This window comes from Claveliimonas monacensis (assembly GCF_014982975.1).
In the GTDB taxonomy this organism is placed as follows: domain Bacteria; phylum Bacillota; class Clostridia; order Lachnospirales; family Lachnospiraceae; genus Claveliimonas; species Claveliimonas monacensis.
This window is the reverse complement of the sequence record NZ_JADCKL010000002.1, coordinates 317732-339680: the sequence shown is the minus strand read 5'-3', so window position 1 is coordinate 339680 and position 21949 is coordinate 317732. Positions and strand designations below refer to the sequence as shown.

General features: G+C 51.3%; 24 protein-coding genes and 1 tRNA gene. 16 read left to right on the top strand and 9 right to left on the bottom strand.

The annotated features are described in order from the left end of the window. Positions 1-13 precede the first annotated feature (13 nt). Positions 14-436 carry a hypothetical protein gene (locus tag INF30_RS04900; RefSeq protein ID WP_330601251.1) on the top strand — a complete coding sequence of 141 codons (423 nt, stop codon included), beginning with the start codon at positions 14-16 and terminating at the stop codon, positions 434-436. A gap of 177 nt (positions 437-613) precedes the next feature. On the opposite strand, the gene INF30_RS04895 is transcribed toward INF30_RS04900, so the two are convergent. From INF30_RS04895 to INF30_RS04880, 4 genes are all read right to left on the bottom strand, one after another. Then, positions 614-1075 (bottom strand): Hsp20/alpha crystallin family protein, encoded by a 462-nt coding sequence (locus INF30_RS04895; RefSeq protein WP_226394398.1) that lies wholly within the window; start codon positions 1073-1075, stop codon positions 614-616. A 292-nt stretch (positions 1076-1367) separates the two neighbouring features. Next, positions 1368-1736, bottom strand: a complete 369-nt coding sequence (locus INF30_RS04890) for a hypothetical protein (RefSeq protein ID WP_226394397.1) — start codon at positions 1734-1736, stop codon at positions 1368-1370. Between the two features lie 129 nt (positions 1737-1865). Further along, positions 1866-2393, bottom strand: coding sequence for a YARHG domain-containing protein (locus INF30_RS04885; RefSeq protein WP_226394396.1), 528 nt, complete (start codon positions 2391-2393; stop codon positions 1866-1868). A gap of 135 nt (positions 2394-2528) precedes the next feature. Then, positions 2529-3188, bottom strand: coding sequence for a YczE/YyaS/YitT family protein (locus tag INF30_RS04880; RefSeq protein ID WP_330601250.1), 660 nt, complete (start codon positions 3186-3188; stop codon positions 2529-2531). A 236-nt stretch (positions 3189-3424) separates the two neighbouring features. On the opposite strand from INF30_RS04880, the gene INF30_RS04875 reads away from it, so the two are divergent. Genes INF30_RS04875 through INF30_RS04865 form a run of 3 tightly spaced genes read left to right on the top strand, consistent with a single transcriptional unit; the run spans position 3425 to position 4540 of the window. Continuing rightward, positions 3425-3685: a hypothetical protein gene (locus INF30_RS04875; RefSeq protein WP_226394394.1), complete on the top strand. Its 261-nt coding sequence runs from the start codon at positions 3425-3427 to the stop codon at positions 3683-3685. Between the two features lie 19 nt (positions 3686-3704). Further along, positions 3705-3866, top strand: a complete 162-nt coding sequence (locus tag INF30_RS04870; RefSeq protein ID WP_191429183.1) for a hypothetical protein — start codon at positions 3705-3707, stop codon at positions 3864-3866. Then, on the top strand, positions 3866-4540 hold the full coding sequence (locus INF30_RS04865) for an HAD family hydrolase (RefSeq protein ID WP_191429184.1): 675 nt from the start codon (positions 3866-3868) through the stop codon (positions 4538-4540). The genes INF30_RS04870 and INF30_RS04865 overlap by 1 nt, the downstream gene beginning before the upstream one ends. 84 nt (positions 4541-4624) lie before the next feature. On the opposite strand, the gene nagB is transcribed toward INF30_RS04865, so the two are convergent. The 3 genes from nagB to INF30_RS04850 all read right to left on the bottom strand — a co-directional run bounded on the left by nagB (position 4625) and on the right by INF30_RS04850 (position 6969). Further along, the gene (gene nagB / locus INF30_RS04860) at positions 4625-5362 is read right to left on the bottom strand and encodes a glucosamine-6-phosphate deaminase (protein ID WP_226394393.1); all 738 of its coding nucleotides are present in this window, start codon (positions 5360-5362) and stop codon (positions 4625-4627) included. Between the two features lie 31 nt (positions 5363-5393). Further along, on the bottom strand, positions 5394-5999 hold the full coding sequence (locus tag INF30_RS04855; RefSeq protein ID WP_076781174.1) for a carbohydrate-binding family 9-like protein: 606 nt from the start codon (positions 5997-5999) through the stop codon (positions 5394-5396). A 112-nt stretch (positions 6000-6111) separates the two neighbouring features. Continuing rightward, complete coding sequence (locus INF30_RS04850) at positions 6112-6969, bottom strand: class I SAM-dependent methyltransferase (RefSeq protein WP_226394392.1); 858 nt, start codon at positions 6967-6969, stop codon at positions 6112-6114. A gap of 204 nt (positions 6970-7173) precedes the next feature. Between INF30_RS04850 and yedF the strand changes: the two genes are divergently transcribed. The 9 genes from yedF to INF30_RS04805 all read left to right on the top strand — a co-directional run bounded on the left by yedF (position 7174) and on the right by INF30_RS04805 (position 16087). Beyond that, the gene (gene yedF, locus INF30_RS04845; protein ID WP_226394391.1) at positions 7174-7782 is read left to right on the top strand and encodes a sulfurtransferase-like selenium metabolism protein YedF; all 609 of its coding nucleotides are present in this window, start codon (positions 7174-7176) and stop codon (positions 7780-7782) included. A 34-nt stretch (positions 7783-7816) separates the two neighbouring features. Then, complete coding sequence (selD, locus tag INF30_RS04840) at positions 7817-8857, top strand: selenide, water dikinase SelD (RefSeq protein ID WP_083582630.1); 1041 nt, start codon at positions 7817-7819, stop codon at positions 8855-8857. Positions 8858-8890: 33 nt separating this feature from the next. Then, entirely contained in the window at positions 8891-10297 is a 1407-nt protein-coding gene (gene selA / locus INF30_RS04835) for an L-seryl-tRNA(Sec) selenium transferase (RefSeq protein WP_226394390.1), read from the top strand. Further along, positions 10294-12207, top strand: coding sequence for a selenocysteine-specific translation elongation factor (selB, locus tag INF30_RS04830; RefSeq protein ID WP_226394389.1), 1914 nt, complete (start codon positions 10294-10296; stop codon positions 12205-12207). The genes selA and selB overlap by 4 nt, the downstream gene beginning before the upstream one ends. Further along, entirely contained in the window at positions 12207-13115 is a 909-nt protein-coding gene (locus INF30_RS04825; RefSeq protein WP_226394388.1) for a selenium metabolism-associated LysR family transcriptional regulator, read from the top strand. The genes selB and INF30_RS04825 overlap by 1 nt, the downstream gene beginning before the upstream one ends. 181 nt (positions 13116-13296) lie before the next feature. Next, complete coding sequence (locus INF30_RS04820; protein ID WP_226394387.1) at positions 13297-14439, top strand: aminotransferase class V-fold PLP-dependent enzyme; 1143 nt, start codon at positions 13297-13299, stop codon at positions 14437-14439. A gap of 66 nt (positions 14440-14505) precedes the next feature. After that, complete coding sequence (gene yedE, locus INF30_RS04815) at positions 14506-15609, top strand: YedE family putative selenium transporter (protein ID WP_076780524.1); 1104 nt, start codon at positions 14506-14508, stop codon at positions 15607-15609. Positions 15610-15647: 38 nt separating this feature from the next. Then, positions 15648-15851 (top strand): sulfurtransferase TusA family protein, encoded by a 204-nt coding sequence (locus INF30_RS04810; protein WP_033124760.1) that lies wholly within the window; start codon positions 15648-15650, stop codon positions 15849-15851. Then, positions 15851-16087 (top strand): DUF3343 domain-containing protein, encoded by a 237-nt coding sequence (locus INF30_RS04805; RefSeq protein ID WP_076780526.1) that lies wholly within the window; start codon positions 15851-15853, stop codon positions 16085-16087. Before INF30_RS04810 ends, INF30_RS04805 begins: the two co-directional genes overlap by 1 nt. 119 nt (positions 16088-16206) lie before the next feature. On the opposite strand, the gene INF30_RS04800 is transcribed toward INF30_RS04805, so the two are convergent. Beyond that, positions 16207-16794: a TetR/AcrR family transcriptional regulator gene (locus tag INF30_RS04800; RefSeq protein WP_226394386.1), complete on the bottom strand. Its 588-nt coding sequence runs from the start codon at positions 16792-16794 to the stop codon at positions 16207-16209. A 110-nt stretch (positions 16795-16904) separates the two neighbouring features. Beyond that, the gene (locus INF30_RS04795) at positions 16905-17939 is read right to left on the bottom strand and encodes a proline racemase family protein (RefSeq protein ID WP_226394385.1); all 1035 of its coding nucleotides are present in this window, start codon (positions 17937-17939) and stop codon (positions 16905-16907) included. A 296-nt stretch (positions 17940-18235) separates the two neighbouring features. Here INF30_RS04795 and INF30_RS04790 point away from each other — a divergent pair. The 3 genes from INF30_RS04790 (at position 18236) to prdA (ending at position 21941) form a co-directional block, all read left to right on the top strand. Then, positions 18236-18333: transfer RNA gene (locus INF30_RS04790), tRNA-Sec, on the top strand. Between the two features lie 165 nt (positions 18334-18498). Beyond that, a complete protein-coding gene (prdC, locus tag INF30_RS04785; protein ID WP_076780533.1) occupies positions 18499-19890 on the top strand; it encodes a proline reductase-associated electron transfer protein PrdC in 1392 nt (463 codons plus the stop codon). 194 nt (positions 19891-20084) lie between these two features. After that, positions 20085-21941 carry a D-proline reductase (dithiol) proprotein PrdA gene (prdA, locus tag INF30_RS04780; protein ID WP_076780535.1) on the top strand — a complete coding sequence of 619 codons (1857 nt, stop codon included), beginning with the start codon at positions 20085-20087 and terminating at the stop codon, positions 21939-21941. Positions 21942-21949: the final 8 nt, after the last annotated feature.

The following is a 21949-nucleotide window of genomic DNA, read 5'->3' as shown; positions in this document are numbered from 1 at the left end:
GGAGGTAATGGCAATGTCAATTACAGCGGAAACCGCAAAACAGCATGAAAATGATCCGGCAGTGCTTTGCTGCAGGGCGGAGGCAGGAATCACCATCGAGGCCGCCAACCTTGAAGATCCCGCCATTTTTGATGAGCTGGTTGACTCCGGACTGCTGTCTCTGGACGGCTGCCTGAAGATCAAACAGGTGCTTGGCGCAAAGCTGACCAAGACAAGCGACTCCTTATGTCCTCTTACACCTGACAATGTGGAAGGATACAAGGATGACAACGGCGAGGAAGAAGCGCCGCAGGAGGAGACAGCTGAAGGGACGTCAGCAGCACCGGCAGTGGAGGCAGCTGCCAGCGTGCAGGGAGCAGTTACGACCATCAAGAGCGGTAAGGTTGTAATCTCTATCAAGGAAGGAAAGGATATCTATCTGGAGCTTCCTATTTAACCGTGAAGCCGGCAGAGAAAAATGGGGTGAAATGATCTGTCGCAGGCTCGCATATCTGAATTGTTTTTTTGTTGCTATGGAATGATTAAAGAAGGCATAAAAAAGGCGGCTCCCTTTCGGGAACCGCCCATTCCATTTCCGGGGAAATGATCCTCTGGAAAATCATCCTTTGGAAAATTATCCTTCGATGGCAATGTAGTCGTTCTTCTCAACAGCCTTTGCGTCCTTTTTCGGAACAGTCAGCTTCAGGATACCGTCCTCGTATTTGGCCTTGATCTCATCCTGGGTCACGCCCTCGCCCACATAGAAGCTTCTGCTCATGGCACCTGCGTAGCGCTCCTTGCGGATGTATTTGCCCTTCTTATCCTTCTCGTCCTTGTCAAGTCCCTTGGCGGCGGAGATGGTAAGGTATCCGTTCTCCAGTTTGGCGTTGATCTCGTCCTTCTTAAATCCAGGCAGGTCAATGTCTACCTCGTAGCTGTTGTCTGTCTCCTTCACGTCGGTCTTCATCATATTCTTAGCATGTTTTCCATATAACGGGTTCTTCTTTCCAAAGAAGTATTTGTCAAAATCATCGTCGAATGGGAAGTCCATCCAGTCATCAAATAAGTTTTCTCCAAAAATACTAGGCATCATCATAAGTCATATCTCCTTTCAAAAGATCATATGTTGTAATTGTTAGCACTGTCGGAGAAATCCGAGGTGTCGAGTTCTCGGAACACCGGAAGCGGTTCGTTCTGCCGGAGCACCGCTCCTTTTTGAACCCCTTTCCTTTGTTCTAGTTGTACTATAACACTTATTGTTAGCACTGTCAAGGGATGAGTGCTAATTTTTTAAAAATTTTTTCGACCATTTTTTTGCAAATTTTTTGAGATTGAAAATGACATTCTAACACTTACGTTTGTTGATACCGGAACACATGCAGATATTTTTAAACTTTAGCAATAAGGTGGGATATCCGGTTGTTGAATGTCAGACCGGGCATATGGATCCGGAGTATGCCTTGGGAGACAAAATTGATCCTGTCCCTGTCATAGCAGGGCGGCAGGACTTCTCTGACAAAGATGCAAAGCCCTCCCGCAAAGAGGAGCATGACAAATGAGACATAAAGGCTGTCCCCCATCTGCGCTGCAGTCATTCCGGAAGCAAGCATTAAAATAGTCTCTGCGATGACAATGCCCAGAGAGACAAGAAACGCAGATATCCACAGCTTTTTCCGCTGGCGGAGGAAGCTGCGCACTGACCTGTCCAGGGAATTTGCCGCAGGATTTTCAGTCCCATCCGTCTCATGCGCGTACAATGCCTGGTTCCCACTTGCTGACTGTTTTATCCGATACAAACAGCTTGTCAGCCAATTCCTCCTGCGCCCATTTTACCCCTCGCATGGTGCAGCAGGCAATCTACCGGCAGGAGAGTTGCGCCTTTTGCCTCAGTTTGCGTCAAGCTGATACCCATTTGGATCCATGGAAAACTCCGCGCTGGAGAGGAACTGTGCGTTCTGCTTCTCCACATCGGACAGGACAGACTCGCTGAAGTCCTCCGGGGAGACAGCCCCGCTGTACCAGCTCTGGCTGTTGAAATAATCCTGGAGCTCCCGGGAGTTGAACATCCGTCCGTGGCGCGCGTAAATTTCATTTTTGGCATAGTTGATCTCCCTAAGGGACAAGCCGCTCAGGTCCCTCTCCGTGAGGAGCCGGGCACTGCTCTGGGGAAGAATGTAGCCGCTGTCTGCGGCAGAGACATCGGTGGAAGAGGAGTCATCCCCTGACTTGGACTGTCTGCTTTCGTAGGCCGCGATCAGCAGGGGCGTCTTTTTCTTTCCCCGGGGTTTTTGTTCCTCCGGGTCCTCCGGAAAATCGAGGGAGGGATCCAGGGGCATGTCGTCCAGTCTTTCGCCGCACTCAGCGCAGAAGGTGGAGTCGTCGGGAGTCTCTTGACCGCAGTAAGGGCATTTCATGGCAGTGTCCGTCCTTTCATAGATTTTTTTCAATTTACAGTCTTCTGGTAAAGATACTTTGATTATACATTTTGCGCTAAGATCCGTCCATAAAAACCTTTACACAGCCTGCCCGTCCCCGGCCCGGTCAGTGCTTTACGAGCTCTGCTCGTCCTCCAGCTTCCATCTGGCCAGCACCTTGCCGAACTGCCTGGCGATGAGCCCCACCATGACGGCCGCGGCAACGGTTCCCTCCCGGACCCCCTGGAGACGGCCCGTAAAGCTGATGGATAAGATGCAGGCGATGACGACGAGAGTCACATCAAAGCTCACCTTCATGTAGCCGAACTTGAGGGAGGGGACTGCCCTGCAGATGGCCAGCACAACCCCTTCTCCGGCCAGCACCACCACGCCGGCCTTCACCTCCAGGCTGACGCCGGCGGCTACCAGCAGGATGCCGATGAGGCAGACGATCCACTGCTGCCAGTATGTGTGGCAGGAGATGCCCTGCACGGCCCACACGCCGAAGTCCGTCAGATAGCCGAAGAAAAAGGCTACCGGGAGCTGCATGAGCTGGATGGGATGATAATTTTTTCGCAGGATCAGGATCTGCAGCAGGATAAAGACGCAGTGCATGGCAATGGTGGCCGTCCCCACAGTCAGAGGGGAGAAGAGGCTGATCACATAGGGTACGCTTGATATGGGAGAAGTGCCAAGGCTCGCCTTGATGGAAAAGGCCACGCCGAAGGCCATGATGGCCAGGCTCGCAAGAAGGAGCAGATAGCGCTTCAGAATGTAGGTAGTTAATCTGTTCAATGCTGTCATTCCTTTCTGAAAATACGGCGCCGCTGACGGACGCCGAACTGTCTGTCTGCGGAGACGGATGCCTCCGATGCGCCGCCGACTTCTCTATTATAACACTTTCAGGAAAAACAGGCAGGAGAAAAGAGTGTAATAAACAAAAATAAAAACAGTAATTATCAGATAAATAATTGACTATTACAGAAAAAGGAACTACAATTAAAACAAAGATAAGAAGGGAGGCGGAAGCTATGACGAGAGAAATTCTTTTGATCATTCTTTTTGCGGCGGCGCTGGTTGCAGTGTGCTGGATGCTCACAGAATACTGGCTTGGCACAAGAAGCCTTGGGATGAACGGAGAGATCGGAAGACTCCGTTTTGGAAGCCGGACAGCCTTTGCCCTCACCCATTTCTGGAAGCGAGTGGACGAGGCGAAGGATATCCCCGATGAACCGCTGAAGCGGGAAATGGGACTGGCGGACAACGGTCTTCCGTCCCGGGAAAAACGATGAGCGAAGGAGAGACGCTGTTATGACAGAAGAACTGATCCGTGAACTGAAACACGTAAAAAACGCACTTGTGAACAAAGAGATGACAGGGGATGCCTGGGAGGAGAAGCAGGAGATGATCCGGAAGCTGGAGGACGTCACCAGCTACCTGAAGGACGCCCTGGGACAGGGGATTGAATTCTGATGGGCGCCGGAAGGCAGGGGAGTATAGAAGCCCTGGTGTTTGACATGGACGGACTTCTGTTTGACTCAGAGCGAGTTGTGCAGCGAACCTGGAACATGGCTGGAGAGGAGCTGGGAGCAGGCCAGGTGGGGGAGCAGATCTACCACACTCTGGGCATGAACCTGAAGAGCAGGACGGAATTTTTTCACAGAGTCTTTGGACCGGACTTTCCCATGGAGGAATTCGCCGAACGGACGAGGCGGTATTACAGGCAGATCGAGGAGACGGAGGGCGTGCCTCTGAAGCCGGGAGTCCTGGAGCTCCTCTCCTACGGGAGGGAGAACGGATACAGGATGGCGGTGGCCACCTCCTCCCGAAGAGAGCACTCCACCTACATGCTGAAGCGGGGAGGGATCTACTCCTATTTCGACGGCTTTATGTTTGGCGATATGGTGGAGAACGCCAAGCCGGACCCGGAGATCTACCTGAAGGCCTGCGCCCTTCTGGGCACAGCGCCGGAGCGGAGCATGGCACTGGAGGACTCGCCCAATGGCATCCGGTCCGCATCCGCCGCAGGCATGACGGCAGTCATGGTGCCGGACCTGGTGCAGCCGGATGAGGAGCTAAAGAGGCTGGCCTTCCGGGTGTGCCGGGACCTGACGGAGGTGATTGGACTCCTGGAGGGAAAGAAGTAAGGGAAAATGAGACAAAAGAAAAGCATGGACAGCGGAAGAGATGCTTCAAGAGCTACTTCCTGTCCATGCTTTTTATATGGCTTTTTATTTCAGCTTTGGCATCTTTGAGAGAGCGGCGGCGTCAGCTACCAGAGTCACATCGTTGTGCATCTGAAGGATGGAGGCCGGAACGGAAGGAGTGACCGGACCGAAGAAGGCGTCTCTTACAATATCTGCCTTTCCTTCGCCATTAACTACCACAAGGATCTTCTTTGCCTGCATGATGGTCTTGATGCCCATGGTGTAGGCCTGGCGCGGTACCTCGTCGGCAGAGTTGAAGAAGCGCTTGTTGGCCTCGATGGTGCTCTCCTGGAGATCCACACAGTGGGTCTCTTTCTCAAACGCTGCACCCGGCTCATTGAATCCGATGTGGCCGTTGTGTCCAAGTCCCAGAAGCTGCAGGTCCACACCGCCCAGAGACTGGATCAGGCTCTCATAGCGGGCACATTCTTTGGCGCTGTCTGGCTCTGTACCGTCCGGAAGATGTGTGTTTTCCGGAAGAATATTTACATGATCAAAAAGGTTGCTGTGCATAAAGTAGTAATAGCTCTGGTCATTGTCTTTTGTCAGCCCCTTGTACTCATCCAGATTGACTGTAGTGACTCCGGAGAAATCCAGATCGCCCTTTTTGTACCAGTCCACCAGCTGCTCGTATGTACCGATGGGAGTGGAGCCTGTGGCAAGACCCAGCACACAGTCAGGCTTCATAATGATCTGGGCAGAAATGATATTTGCCGCTTTGCGGCTCATGTCGCGGTAGTCAGTAGCTTTGTAGATTTTCATAGATATATCCTCCTCAAAAAATATTTCTCTGTTATTCGAGAACCGACTCTGCAAAATATTCCGGCATATGGAACGACGGGACAGGGGAGCTGATGGGGGCGTAAGCCGCATAATGCTCGATATCCTGGCTCTCGGATATCTTGTAGAAGTTGCAGTAAAAAGTGCTTCCCTTCTTCAAGTCGAGTGGCCCGTATATATGCTCCAGGATCGACAGTGGAATATGCACCGAAGCGCTCCAGTGGTCCTCCTTCACCTCAGCTGCAGGGCGGAAGTGCCGGAATTCTTCCGGTGAGAAATAGGAGCGGTAAGTGCGGTTGGGACCGTAGGCCGCCAGAAGTGCGCCATTGGCATTGATCTCAAAATTCAGGTATGTGCCGGGCGCCTGCCCGTCATGTGAAAAGAGAAGGAAAGCCTCCATGGCGCTGTCCTGGTAAACAGGATCCTGGGGTTCTGTGTAAGTCCTCCTTGGATCTTTCTCCTCACATACCATACGTACATAAAATCCATCCCCCGGCACAAAGCCAATATAAACATACGTGCGGGGAATGGATCTGGTGCCCCACAGAAGATGCGTGATCTCGTGGGGAGTAGTCATATTCAGTTCATCCGGGTTTTTTATAATCTTTACATTCAACATAGTTCCAATGTACCAGACAAACAAAAGAAAAACAACTGCTTTACATGGAAAATCATTGAAAGTGCAAAAAAAACCATTTATTGTGCCACAGTCCGGTAAAAAAGGTGCGCGCCTATACTTCCCAACGTCCGGAAGCGCCGCAGGGAAGGAAGAGTCCTGAGGATGTCACAGGCAGAGCAATCTCCTGTGATTCTACGTGTCCTCCGAAGTCCTTCAGCTCTGTGCTCAGCATATAAGTGAGTACAGCAGGGGCCAGCCCTGTGGTGTAGGAATTCACAAGGAAGAAGAGAGGCTGGTCTGACAGGAGCTTTGTGCAGAGCTTGATAAAGGGATGGATGGAATCCTCGATCTTCCAGATCTCTCCCTTGGGTCCCCTGCCATAGGAAGGCGGATCCATGATAATGGCATCGTAGTGGTTTCCGCGGCGGATCTCCCGCTCTACGAACTTGGTACAGTCGTCCACCAGCCATCGTATGGGCGCGTCCTTCAGACCGGAGGAGACAGCATTCTCCTTCGCCCAGGTGACCATACCCTTGGAGGCGTCCACGTGGGTCACCGCAGCTCCTGCCGCAGCTGCAGCCAAAGTGGCGCCGCCAGTGTAGGCAAAAAGGTTCAGTACCTTGACAGGCCGCCCTGTCTGTCTGATCTTTTCAGAAAACCAATCCCAGTTGGCAGCCTGCTCCGGGAAAAGTCCGGTGTGCTTGAAGCTGAAGGGCTTCAGATTAAATGTCAGATCCCGGTAGTGGATGGCCCATTGGGAGGGGAGGTCGAAGAATTCCCACTCTCCGCCGCCCTTCTTGCTGCGGTGATAGTGGGCATTGCATTTCCTCCAGCCCTTCAGTGTCTTTGGGGTATCCCAGATGACCTGGGGGTCCGGCCGGATCAGGAGATAATCCCCCCAGCGTTCCAGTTTTTCGCCCTGACTGCAGTCCAGTACCTCGTAATCTTTCCAGTTATCAGCTATCCACATATATATATCAACCTCGTTTCCTGATTAGTAACATGTCTCTTGTGCGGAGAATTATAGCATACCTTGCGCATGCCTTCAATTCTATTGGGAATATGTTTGCGAAATTTGTGGAATATTATGGATATGACCTTTACCTTTTGCACTATCAGTGATAGAATGTTTCTATAAGTGGCGTCAGCCCGCAAAAGAAAGGTGGAATACAGTATGATCACAGTAAATGCAATGGGAGACAAGTGTCCGGTACCGGTTATCAAGACAAAGAAGGCCATGCAGGCCCTGACAGGCCCGGAGACCATCGAGGTTCTGGTTGATAACGAAATCTCTGTACAGAACGTGACAAAGATGGCTTCCTCAAGCGGCGGAAAAGTGACATCCGAGAAGCTGGGAGAAGGAGAATACAAAGTGACGATCCAGATGGAGGGAGCTCCGGCCGCATCTGACGCAGCGGAGGATACAGCCTGCATTCCCGATGCAAGAGGAAACATGATCGTTGTCATGGCTTCCGACCGGATGGGAGAGGGAAATGACGAACTTGGAAAAGTTCTGGCAAAAAGCTTCATTTTTGCAGTGACACAGCTTGAGGAACTGCCGAAGACCATGTTATTCTATAACGGCGGCGCTACACTCACATGTGAAGGCTCAGACTGCCTGGAGGATCTGAAATCCCTGGAGGCACAGGGCGTGGAGATCCAGACATGCGGTACATGCCTGGACTATTACGGACTGAAAGAGAAGCTGGCAGTGGGATCTGTGACAAATATGTACAGCATCGTGGAGACGATGGCCGGCGCTGCTAAGATCCTGCGCCCATAAACGGGACGGGAGAGCGAAGGAGGATATTTTTATTATGAAATCAGATGTCAGACTGACCACACTTAGCAAGACGGCAGGCTGAGCGGCCAAGATAGGTCCGGAGACCCTTGCCCAGGTTCTGAGCAAGCTGCCAAAATTCCAGGATGACAACCTGATCGTCGGCATTGAGACGTCCGACGATGCAGCCATTTATAAAGTGACAGACGATATCGCCATGATCCAGACAGTGGACTTTTTTACGCCCATTGTGGACGACCCCTACATGTTCGGCCAGATCGCGGCGGCCAACTCCCTGAGTGATGTCTGGGCCATGGGCGGTGAGCCCGCGGTGGCCCTGAATATCGTGGGATTCCCCAACTGTCTCGACCCTGCTATCTTGGGAGACATCCTGGCGGGGGGTGCAGACAAGGTGAAAGAGGCCGGCGCTGTCCTGGTAGGCGGACACTCCGTTCAGGACGATGAGCCCAAGTACGGGCTGTGCGTGTCCGGCTTTGTGCACCCGCAGAAGATATTCAAAAATTACGGATGCAGACCGGGGGATATCCTGGTACTTACCAAGCAGATCGGAAGCGGCATCGTCAACACGGCTGTGAAAGCTGAGATGGCGTCTCCTTCCGCTATAAGAGAGACTCAGACAGTGATGGCCTCTCTGAATAAAAAGGCAAAGAAAGTGGCGGAGAGATACCGGGTATCTGCCTGCACGGATATCACAGGGTTCGGGCTTCTGGGCCACTGTGTGGAGATGGCAGAGGCCAGTGAAGTGACATTTGAACTGCGCGTCCACGACATCGCCTACATGGAGGATGCCATAGACTATGCAAAGATGGGCCTTGTCCCGGCCGGAGCATACAAGAACAGGGGCTACTCTATGAACAAGGTTGAGACCGGGGGCGTGGAGGAACATTATATCGATCTTCTGTACGATCCGCAGACATCGGGTGGACTTCTCCTGTCTGTGGCGCCGGAAGATCTGGAAAATGTGATGCGTGATTTTGAGCACGCGCATATGGATACAAAAGTATCCGTGATCGGAAAGGTAGGACCAAAAAGCGACAAGCTGATCGTCCTGTCTTAGCGGTCAGATCCAACAGGATGCGAGGAAGGGAATATGGATAAAAGTAAGTTATACCGCAGCATACCCAAGGTGGACATTCTGCTTGCGGACGAGAAAATACAGGAGCTGATCAGGGACTACAGCAGGGAGACTGTCATGGAGGCCATACGGCTCGAGACAGACGCCCTCAGGGCCTTTATCGGAACCTGCCAGGAGGAAGAGAAGGCGCAGGAGAGAACCGGTCTTCTTGTAAAGTATATTGAGGCCAGAGTGCAGGCCATCAATACGCCGAATATGAAGAAAGTAGTCAACGGGACGGGAACGATCCTTCACACAAATCTTGGACGTGCCCCTATTTCCGGTGAACACATGAGGAGAGCGGCGGATCTTGTCAGCGGATATTCCAACCTGGAGTACAATCTTGAGGCGGGAAGGAGAGGAGAGAGATACTCCCACTTTGAGAAACTGCTCTGCCGCCTGACCGGCGCGGAGGCTGCCATGGCTGTCAACAATAATGCGGCGGCTGTGATGCTGATCTTAAGCTCCCTGGCGAAAGGCGGGGAGGTAGTGGTCTCCAGAGGCGAGCTGGTGGAGATCGGCGGCAAGTTCCGTATTCCCGATGTGATGGAACAAAGCGGCGCCTCTCTTGTGGAGGTGGGGACTACAAATAAGACCCATTTCTCAGACTACGAGGAGGCGGTGACGGAGGAGACAAAAGCCCTCCTCAAGGTTCACACAAGCAACTACCGTATTGTGGGATTTACAGAGACAGTGGATATCGATGAACTGATCCCCCTTGCAAGGGAAAAAGACATCCCGGTCATCGAGGATCTGGGAAGCGGTGTCCTCATCGACCTGTCCAGATACGGGCTTACATACGAGCCCACGGTGCGCAGCTCCATAGAAAAGGGAGCGGACGTGGTCTGCTTCAGCGGGGACAAGCTGCTGGGCGGCCCCCAGGCAGGTATTATCGTGGGCAGAAAGAAGTATATTGACATGATGAAGAAGAACCAGCTTACCAGGGCGCTGCGGATCGATAAGTTCACGGCTGCGGCCCTGGAGCTGGTGCTCCATGAGTACCTGTCGGAGGAGAAGGCGGTGCAGAACATTCCGGTTCTGCGGATGATCACCCGCCCGGCTGAGGACGTGAAGAAGTCTGCGGCCTCCTTTGCCCGGAAGCTTCGAAGACTGGGCCTTCCGGCCGGGATCAGCCTGGTACCCTGCCAGTCCCAGATCGGCGGAGGCTCCCTGCCGATGGAGAGACTTGAGAGCTGGGGCGTGGCCATTGCGCCGGAGAAGATCTCTGTGCCTGAGCTGGAGGAGCGGATGCGCCATCTCCCAGTTCCCATCATACCAAGGACTGTCAATGATACCATCCTCATGGATATGCGTACAGTGTCAGCGGAGGATGCGGATCTGACGGCGCGGGAGCTGAAAGAACTGGAGGTGCTGGAGCAGTGAAGCATATCATTATCGGAACAGCCGGACATATCGACCACGGCAAGACCACACTCATCAAGGCCCTTACCGGCAGAAACACGGACCGGTGGGAGGAAGAGCAGCGCCGGGGGATTACGATAGATCTGGGCTTTACCTGGTTTGACCTGCCGGGAGGAGACCGGGCCGGTATTATCGATGTGCCGGGCCATGAGAAATTTATCAACAACATGGTGGCCGGCGTGGTGGGCATGGATATGGTGCTCCTTGTGGTGGCGGCAGATGAGGGTATCATGCCCCAGACCCGGGAACACATGGATATCCTGAACCTGCTGGGTATTGAGAAGAGTATTATTGTCCTCAATAAGTGTGATCTGGTAGAGGAGGACTGGCTGGAGCTGGTGGAAGAGGAAATCCGGGAAGAGCTTGCAGGTACATTCCTGGAAAAGGCGCCGGTTGTCCGGGTGTCGGCGGCTACCGGGGAAGGCCTTCCCCACCTGGTGGACGTGATCCAGAAGATGGCGGAGGAAGAGGTGGAGGAGAAAGATACAGCCACCATTCCCCGTCTTCCCATAGACAGAGCCTTCTCTCTGTCCGGCTTTGGGACTATCATTACAGGAACGCTCCTGAGCGGTACCATCACAAAAGACGATACACTGGAGATGTACCCCATCGGAAAGAGCAGCAAGATCCGCAGTATACAGGTGCACGGAGAAGATGTGGACAAGTGTTACGCAGGACAGCGTGTCGCCATCAACCTCTCTAACATCAAGAAGAGGGAGATAAGCAGAGGCTGTGTCCTGGCGCCTCCCGACAGCATGAAAAACACGGATCTTCTGGATGTTAAGATGCAGATCCTGGACTCTTCCATGCGGGTGCTGACAAACCATACAAGGCTGCACCTTTTTACTGGGACAAGCGAGATCCTCTGCCGCGCCGTCCTTCTGGACAAGGAAGAACTGGGGCCGGGGGAGAGCGGCTACGTGCAGCTTCGCCTGGAGGAAGAGATCGCGGTGAAGAAGGGGGACAAGTTTGTGGTCCGCTTCTACTCGCCCATGGAGACCATCGGAGGCGGCGTGATCCTGGAGCCTAACCCTTCTGTCCACAGGCGCTTCCAGCAGCAGGTCATCGAGGACCTGGAGAGGAAAGAGTCGGGCTCAACAGCGGACGTGGTGGAGATGCACGTCAGATCCCACGGGGAGACGATGATCACCCTGGCGGAACTGGCAAAGCTGACAGCCCTTACCGGGGAGGAAATCGCCCGGGATGTGGAAGAGCTGGAAAAAGAAGGCAGGATTCTTGTATTCCCCATGCGCAAAGATTCCTATGTCTGGCACAGGCAGGCTGAGATGAAAGCCCGGGAGATGATCCTTGGCGAGATGCGGGACTACGAGGAGAAATATCCCTATCGCTATGGTGTGAAGAAGGCGCAGATACACACCAGCCATTTCCGGAAGATCAGGCCCAATATATTTGACCTCTATATAGACAGACTGGAGGCGGAAGGGGTGCTTAAGAGGACGGATGAGTTCCTCTCCACACCGGAGTATCAGGTCCGCAAGGACAAGACCTATGACCAGGTGTCAGCGGCACTTCTTGGCGCCATGGAAAAAGCGGGATTTGATTTCGTGCGTTACGGTGAGATTCCCGTGAAGAATGTAAGCCAGGAGGTGGAGGACGATATTCTGAACATCCTTCTGGAAGAAAATAAGATTGTGAAGGTGACAGAGGAGATGTATACGCTGTCATCCTACATGGAGCAGGCAAAAGAGCGGATCCGTGAGAAACTGAAAGAAGAGCCTGTCATATCAATCGCCCAGGTCCGGGACATGTTCCAGACAAGCAGAAAAAGCGCAAAGCCTATTCTGGAGTATATGGATACTGTCAAGGTGACCAGAAAGACGGGCGCGGAAAGTGAAAGGGTAGCATACTGATGAATTTAAAACAATTGGAAGCATTTGTGGAAGTGGCGCAGTCCGGCAGTTTCTCGAAAGCTGCGAAAAAGCTGTTCCTGACACAGCCCACCATCAGCGCCCACATTGCATCTCTGGAAAAAGAACTGGATACCCGGGTTTTTGTGCGGAACACAAAAGAAGTGTCGCTCTCTCCGGAGGGACAGAAGCTCTACACCTATGCGCGCCAGATCCTGGATCTGACAGAAAAAATAAGAGAAGAGTTTGGAAGGCATGACGAGCAGGAACCAAAATGCGTCACGATCGCGGCCTCCACGATCCCTGCAGAATATCTTCTTCCGGACATCCTGACAAAATTCAATGAAAAGCATCCCGGCGAACAGCTGAGGATTATTGAGTCGGACAGCTCTCAGGTAGCAGAACAGGTGGCGGAAGGTTCCGTGGATATCGGTTTTACGGGCACTGTGCTTGAGAAGAAATTCTGCAAATACATTCCGTTCTACAAAGACCAGCTGGTGGTGATCACGCCAAACACGGAAAAATACCGGGAATATAAGCGGATGGGAAGCGATATATACTGGATACAGGAAGAGAGCGTGATCATGCGTGAGGAGGGATCCGGAACCCGCAAGGAGGCGGAAAAGCAGCTGCGCCATCTGGGAATCCGCTCCGAAAGGCTGCGCATCATTGCCAGCATCGCCAATCAGGAGACCATCAAAAAGTCAGTGGTGCAGGGGATGGGCATCTCCATCCTGTCCAGACTGGCGGCCAAAAACGAGGTGGAGAGTGGCAGGGTGCTGGAATTTCCCATACCTGAAGCGGATGACGGGAGAGACCTGAATCTTGTGTACAATAAGAATCATCCTCTGTCCAAATCCGCGCAGCGGTTTATCCGCACAGTGAAAGAAATGTATCACATTGAAAAATAAGGATTTCATCTGTGACAGATGAGTGGGCGCTCTGTGGAGAGAAAACCACAGAGCGCTTTCTGCGTGATAGAAAAAAACGATATATGAATGACACATATTGATTTTAATGATTAGACGCGAGGAATAAAAGAGCTGTATACTAAGTAGGTAAAAGGCCAGAAGACAGATTGGGGGAATGAAAATGATCTATCTGGATAACGCGGCAACGACGATGCAGAAACCGGAGGAAGTGATCCAGGCGGTTGTGACAGCCATGCAGTCCATGGGGAACGCCGGCAGGGGAGCGCACGCAGCCTCGCTGGAAGCATCGAGAACGATATATGACACGAGAGAGAAGCTCTGTCACTTTTTTGGGGGGAAAGATCCCCGTCAGCTGGTGTTCACCAGCAATTCCACAGAGAGTCTGAACATAGCTATCAAGGGAGTCTTAAATCCCGGAGATCATGTGATCACCACCATGCTGGAGCATAATTCCGTGCTGCGGCCTCTCTATGAGATGGAGGAAAGGGGTGTCCGCCTGACCATCGTGGAAAGCGATAAAAAGGGATGCATTGAGTATGAAGATTTTGAGAAAGCCATTTGTCCGGAGACAAAGGCCATTGTGTGTACACACGGGTCCAACCTGACAGGCAATCTGGTGGACATTGAGAGAGTCGGGGAGATTGCTGCAAGGCATGGTCTGCTCTTTGTTGTGGACGCCTCCCAGACGGCAGGCGTATTCCCTATTGATGTAGAGAAGATGCATATAGATATCCTATGCTTTACAGGCCATAAGGGCCTCCTGGGACCCCAGGGGACCGGCGGCATGTATGTGCGGGAAGGAGTTAGGGTTCGGCCCTTAAAAAGCGGCGGCAGCGGCGTTCAGACCTACAGCAGGACTCATCCCTCCCAGATGCCGACAGCTCTGGAGGCGGGTACTATGAACGGACACGGCATAGCGGGACTCCACGCAGCCGTGGAGTACATTGAGCGGACAGGCATAGACAAGATCCGCAGAAGAGAACAGGAATGTATGTGGAATTTCTACCATGGAGTAAAAGATATTCCCGGCATTACTGTGTATGGAGATTTTTCCGGAGGGGAGAGATGTCCTATCGTCTCCCTCAATATCGGTGACTATGACTCCTCGGAAGTTGGTGATGAACTTCTTACAGAATATGGAATTTCCACAAGACCCGGAGCACACTGTGCGCCTCTGATGCACCAGGCTCTCGGAACGGTGGAACAGGGGGCGGTAAGGTTCAGTTTTTCCCACTATACCACAGATGAGGAGGTAGAGACGGCCATAAGAGCCATCCGCGAGCTTGCTCAGGATGAGGAATAGCAGTTCCTGCAGGCTTTTCGGTAAATCTGTTTTCTTGAGTGAAAGAGAGTAAAGGAGGAAGTACAAATGAATTTTAACTTGTCAGACTCAAAGAAAAAACTTGCGCTGGCAGGGGTGGTATGCGGTCTGGTAGCGGCAGCACTTGCATACTTTGGAAACCCGGCCAATATGGCGATCTGTATCGCCTGCTTTGTCCGCGACACAGCCGGTGCCCTGGGCATGCACCAGGCTGACACTGTGCAGTATGCACGTCCTGAGATCATTGGCATCGTTCTCGGAGCCTTTGCGATCTCGGCTGCCACAAAAGAGTACCGTTCCACAGCCGGATCTTCACCTATGATCCGTTTTGTCCTTGGAATGGTCATTATGATCGGTTCCCTTGTGTTCCTTGGATGCCCGCTCCGTATGGTGATCCGTATGTCCGCAGGCGATCTGAACGCCTGGGTGGCACTGATCGGATTTATCCTGGGTGTTGCTACAGGAGCTTTTGCATTGAAAAAAGGCTTCAGCCTGGGAAGAGCACATGAGACCCAGAAGTCCAGCGGCGTAGTGCTGCCGGCTATTATGGTAGGTATCCTTTTGCTGGCGCTGTGCACAACGCTTCTTAAGTCCAGTGAGGCTGGCCCGGGAAGCATGCACGCACCCATTATCATCTCTCTGATCGGCGGACTGATCTTCGGCGCATTTGCCCAGAAGTCCAGAATGTGCTTCGCAGGAAGCATCAGAGACGTGATCCTGATGAAGAACTTTGATCTTCTCACTGTGATCGTCGGACTCTTTGTTGTGATGCTGATCTACAACATTGCAACAGGAAACTTCGTACTGGGATTTGATACACCGGGCATCATTGCCCACTCTGAGCATCTGTGGAACATCCTGGGCATGTACGCAGTAGGCTTTGCTGCTGTACTTGCAGGAGGATGCCCGCTGCGCCAGCTTGTCCTTGCCGGACAGGGATCTTCTGACTCTGCGGTGACAGTTCTTGGCCTGTTCTTTGGAGCTGCACTGTGCCACAACCTTGGACTTGCATCCAGCGGTACAGCCCTTAATGCAGAGACGGGAGATGTTGTTGCAGGAGCAGCCACACCTGCCGGAAAAGTAGCTGTGATCATCTGTATCATCGTGTGCTTTATCATTGCATTCACAAATAAAAGAGAGAGTGCAAAATAGTTTCAGATATGTTATTCTAAGAAAGAAGGTAAAATAATATGAAGGAAGTAGATGCAAGAGGTCTTTCCTGCCCGGAACCTTTGATGCTGACCGCCGAGGCTCTCAAAAATGCAGACGGCCCTGTGAAGGTGCTTGTAAGTGAGCCCCATCAGAAGATGAACGTGGAGAAATACGCAAAAGACCACGGCAAGAAGGCAGTGTCAACAGAGAAAGACGGTTGCTTTGAAGTAGTGATCGAATAATGAGAAAAAAAGAATTAAAACTGGTTGTTACTTTTCACACAACAGCCGATGCCATGGCCATGGAGAAGACGTGCAAGGAAAAGAATGCCCCCGGCCGTCTCATTCCTGTGCCCAGAGCCATATCCGCCGGATGCGGCCTTGCGTGGTGTGCGGCCCTGGAAGAGCGGGAAGCCATCCTTTCTGTAATGGGGGAGGCGGGGATAGAGAGTGAGGCTCTCCACGAGTGCATGGTGTGATCCCATTCCCTGTGGAATGACAATTGAAAAAAGAATGCAAAGAGAGACTGCAGAGGCAAAGTTGCCCTGCAGTCTCTCTTTGTGTCTTGTAAAATCCGCGGCGGCCGACAGTTGAAATGTCAGACGCCCTGGCGGAACGTATCCAGAACATGGGGGAGCAGCTTGTCGCTCCGGGCGGTCAGGGAGAACTTTCCCTTGAATAGGGCCCAGTCGTACAAAAGAGCCCGCTCGTACATGGCGTAGATATCCATCAGCTCAGCGGCTGTTGACGTATCGGCAAACTCCCCGCTGTCCAGTCCCTCCTGGATCAGCTGGGTGAGCCACTGGAAATAGAACCTCTTTTTGTCGGAGAGGGACTTTTTGTCCTTGGTGATCAGCTGGGAGGAGTACAGGTAAGCCAGCAGGTGGAGATCCACACTGTTTTCGATCATAAAGAACAGTTCATGGTTCAAGAAGAGCAGCTTGTCATAGACGCTCATGCCCGGCTCGATGGTGGCGGACAGTTCCTCGTATTTCTGGTCAAATAAGTTGGAGAGCGTGTTCAGAAGCGCTTCTTTTCCCTTGAAATAGTGGTAAAAAGTTCCCTTGGAGGTCTTGGAAGCATTGATGATATCCTCCACGGTAGTATTGTCGTAACCGTTTTTATAAAAAAGGTTCCACGCCGCCTTTACGATCCGGCTCTTTGTGGATTGCCGTTTTCTTGCCATGTTCTCATCCCTTTCTGAAAGAGGTTAATGCAAAAGGAGAGCGGTACGAACCGCTCTCCCTGATTGTCCTGATATAAAGAATATTCTGAATATCCCCGGCTCTGCCTGGATTAGCCAACCTGGAAGCCGTATTTCAGCGGATCTTCCGGATCGATCAGGTATGTAGCGACACCTGTCAGATATGCGCTTCCTGTGATCATCGGGATAACTGCATCATAGTCAGCAACCTTTGTTGTCTCTTTGATCACGCCTTTGAAGAGGCTTCCCATGAAGCTCTCATAACGGAATTCCTCGCCGACTTTGATCTCTCCCCAGTGATGAAGAGTAGCCAGCTTAGCGCTTGTACCTGTTCCGCATGGTGAACGGTCAGCCATAGCATCGCCGAAGATAACAACATTTCTTAAGTCAGCCTTGTCCGGGTTTGGAGTAGGTCCGTAGAACTCAACAAGGTCAACGGTGTCAATGTCAAGCAGCGGATGCTTTACAGGGATCTCTTTGTTGATGACATCCAGCATCTTCATACCCAGCTCTGTGTAAGCGGGAACTGTCTTTCCGTTGATCTCTCCGATATCAAGCTGTGCAGTATCAACCAGAGCGAAGAAGCTTCCGCCGAAGGAGATGGTGAAGTTGATCTCTTTGCCGTCGATCGTAACTTTCTGGTTCTCTTTGTAAACAAATGCAGGAACATTTGTCAGAGTAACGCTCTCAACCTTACCGTTCTTAACGATGGCTTTTGTGCGGATCAGTCCGGCAGGAGCTTCGAGAACAACGTCGTTCTCGCCCTCGTGGGACTCAACAAGACCAGCCTCAACAGCAACTGTGACAGCGCCGATGGTGCAGTGTCCGCACATGTTCAGGTATCCGCCTGTATCCATGAACATAACACCAAAGGAAGCTTCGGGGTTAACTGGTGTGCAGAGGAAAGCGCCGAACATGTCGTGATGTCCTCTTGGCTCGAACATAAGAGCAGTACGAACCTGGTCGTAATTCTTCTCCATCCATTTCTTTTTCTCGATCATTGTGTTGCCTTCTGGCTCCGGGAATCCACCGATTACTACACGGCAGAATTCTCCTTCAGTGTGAGCGTCCACTACCTGAAGTGCAGCCTCAAAGCGGTCGAAGTTAACATTAGCTTTTAACTCCATAATTACTACCTCCTTAAATTGTTAAAATGTTTCCTTATAGACAAAAACTATAAGTTTTTATAAAAACACATTGAAAACCCCCATGTTTCCTCTGTGCCTTATACAAAAATCACCCTCTGAATGACAGGAAATTAACGATTAGACTGCATTCTAGTACGCAGTTCATCTTTATAATCACTATTATGGGGTAAATGCCTTGAAAAGTCAATGATTTTTTGTTAATATATAAGTGTTCAGAAAAGGCTTGAATTCTGAAAAAACCTGTGCTATTGTTAATGAGCATGAGAAATGAATACGGGGGTAGATGGGTGACTGGTGTGCCTCCTAGTCTTCAAAACTAGTGTAGGGCGTTAGGAGCGTCCTGGGTGGGTTCGATTCCCACATGCCTCCGCCAGAAAACAGCGGTATTCTGTTAAAAAAGTAGCAGAAGCGATTTATAGATAAAATTTATTAATCTGACCGATAAGTCTTCTTTTGAAGTTTTGAATGTGATAAGTAAATGGAAACGGATGAACCGTATCTGTTTTTGCTTAATAAAAAAGAAAAGGAGAAGAGTGTCATGGGAAATGTACAGATCTTACTGCGCCAGCATGTGGGCGCGCCATGCCAGGCTATCGTGAAAGCCGGCGATGCAGTGGAAAAAGGCACACTGATCGCCACACCGACTGGACTTGGGGCAAATATTTTTTCCAGTGTTTACGGTGTGGTAGAGGAAGTGACAGATGATCGCATCATCATCAAACCAGACGAAGAACAGAAAGAAGAATTCGTTCCTATCAAAGAGGGAACAAAACTTGAGATGGTAAAGGAAGCAGGAATCGTCGGAATGGGCGGCGCCGGTTTCCCGACAGGCATTAAGCTGAACATCAACCTTGCTGAGACTCCCATGGGTGAGATGGATCCGGAGATCAACCCGGAGCTGCCGGAAGGATTCAAGCTGGAGCACAGCTACATCCTGATCAATGCGGCAGAGTGTGAGCCCGGACTGGAGCACAACATCCAGCAGCTTGAGGAGCAGACGGATAAAGTGATCCGCGGTGTGAAATACTGTATGGAGATCACACATGCCGACAAAGCAATCTTTGCTATTAAGAAGAAACATCACAAAGCCATCAAGATCCTGGATGCAGCTCTGAAGAGCGAGCCTGATATCTCCATGCACATGATGGCAGATATCTATCCGATGGGCGAGGAGCGTGCCGTAGTAAGAGAGTGCCTTGGCGTGAACCTTACGACAACACAGCTTCCGTCAGCAGCAAGATCCGTGGTTGTAAACCTGGAGACAGTTGCAAAAGTAGCAGAAGCTATCGATGAGAGAAAACCATGCATCACAAAGAACGTAACCGTTCGCGGCAAACTGGTGGGCGGCAATGAAGCACACGTATTCATGGATGTTCCGGTTGGTGTAAGCGTTGGAGAGCTGATCGAGAAGGCTGGCGGTATTGACGGCGAGTACGGCGAGATCATCATGGGAGGAGCTTTCACAGGGAAATCCACAGAACTGGATGCTCCTATCACAAAGACTACCGGCGGTATCCTTGTGACAATGGAATTCCCGGATCTCCACGGCGCAAAGACAGGACTTCTTGTCTGTGCCTGCGGCGGAAGCGAGGAGCGTATGCGTGAGATCGCTTCCAAGATGAATGCCAATGTCATATCTGTATGCAGATGCAAACAGGCTATCGAGAACAAGCCGGGCGCTCCGCTGAAATGCTTAAGACCTGGTAACTGTCCTGGACAGGTTAAGAACAACATGCAGTTCAAGAAAGACGGATGCGAGTACATCATCATCGGTAACTGCTCTGACTGCTCCAACACAGTTATGGCTTCCGGCCCGAAGATGGGACTGAAAGTCTTCCATCAGACAGACCACGTAATGAGGACAATTGGACATCCTCTTTACAGAACACTGAAGATATCCAAAGAAGTAAGCCAGGATATCGATTTCTAAAAAAAACGGTATTTCTGTCGCGGATAAACCCTGCGGGAGCTACCCCGATACTTCCGCAGGTGAGAAAAAATGAGAGGTGTTCTTTTGTTTATCGGCGGCTGCAAATATACACCCTTATCCGTGCAAAGCATGGATAAAAAACGGGGTATCCCTTAAGGGATATCCACAGGCAACAAAACAAGGAGGGAAAAAATATGTCAATCACAGCTGAAACAGCTAAAGCACATGCACATGATCCTGCAGTACTTTGTTGTAGAGCCGAAGGCGGCATTACAATCGAGCCAGCTAATCTGGAAGATCCGGCAATCTTTGACGATCTTGTAGATTCAGGATTACTGAACCTTGATGGATGCCTTACCATCGAGGAAGTTTTAGGTGCGAAACTGAAAGAGACCTGCGATTCTCTTTGCCCGCTTACTGCAGACAAAGTAGAGGGAGCAAAAGCACCAAGCACACCAGTAGCAGAGGAAGCTCCTGCAGAGGAGGAGGCAGCACCTGTAGCAGCACCGGCGGCAGCAGCACCGGTTGCAGCAGGCGGTATGCTGAAGATCCACATCGGAGAAGGAAAGGACATCGACCTTGAGATCCCGGTAGGAGCACTTGGAAACGGCGGAGCTGCAGTAGCAGAGATCCCCGCAGCACAGGCAGCAGTTGCAGGCGCAGCAGCACCGGCAGCTGAGGCAGAGGAAGAGAAGGTAGTAAGAACCTTAACAAGAAAACATTTCAAGATCACAGAAGTTAAGAGAGGACCTGAGACAAAGATCGAGGGAACAACTCTTTACATCCGTGAGGGAATTGAGCAGGAAGTAATCGACAACCAGGAACTGGTTAAAGATTTCCACCTGGAGATCATCACTCCTGACAAATACCACACATATTCTGAGACAATCATGGACGTACAGCCGATCGCTACAAAAGAGGGCGATGCTGACCTTGGTACAGGTGTAACACGTGTCCTTGACGGTGTTGTTATGATGCTGACAGGTACAGATGAAGGCGGAGTTCAGATCGGTGAGTTCGGTTCTTCCGAAGGATATCTGGATGAGAACATCATGTGGGGCCGTCCGGGATGCCCGGATAAAGGCGAGATCTTCATCAAGGGTAACATCGTTATCCAGGAGAAGACAAACATGGAGCGTCGTGGACCTATGGCTGCTCACACAGCATTTGATGTTATTACACAGGAAATCCGCGAGGTTATGAAAGAGCTTGACGAGAGCCTTGTTGCTGAGACTCAGGAACTGAAACAGGTTCGTCGTCCTGGCAAGAAGAAAGTCGTTATCGTAAAAGAGATCATGGGACAGGGAGCTATGCATGACAACTTCATCCTTCCTGTAGAGCCGGTTGGTATCCTTGGAGCAAGAGCAAACGTTGACTTAGGAAATGTTCCTGTATGCGTATCTCCGCTTGAGGTTCTGGATGGCTGTATCCATGCTCTGACATGTATCGGACCTGCATCCAAAGAGATGTCCAGACATTACTGGAGAGAGCCGCTCGTACTTGAGGCTCTGCATGATCCGGAAGTTGACCTTTGCGGTGTAGTATTCGTAGGAAGCCCGCAGATCAACGCTGAGAAATTCTACGTATCCAAACGTGTAGGACATACGGTAGAGATGATGGACGTTGACGGAGCATTCGTTACAACGGAAGGTTTCGGAAACAACCACATCGACTTCGCAAGCCATATCGAGCAGATCGGTATGAGAGGCGTTCCGACAGTTGGAATGTCCTACTGTGCAGTACAGGGTGCTCTCGTTGTTGGTAACAAGTACATGACATACATGGTTGACAACAACAAATCCGAGTCCGGTATCGAGAACGAAGTTCTTGGATGCAACACTCTGTGTGAAGAGGATGCTATCCGTGCACTTGCTATGCTGAAGACAGCTATGGCAGGCGAGGAAGTGAAAGCTGCTGAGAAGAAGTGGAACCCGAACGTTAAGTCTACAAACGTAGAGCTGATCGAGGGTGCATACGGCAAGAAGGTAGAGCTTGTTGATAATGAGCAGTCCCTGCCGATGAGCCAGAAACGTAAGGAAAAATACGACTAATCAGAGGC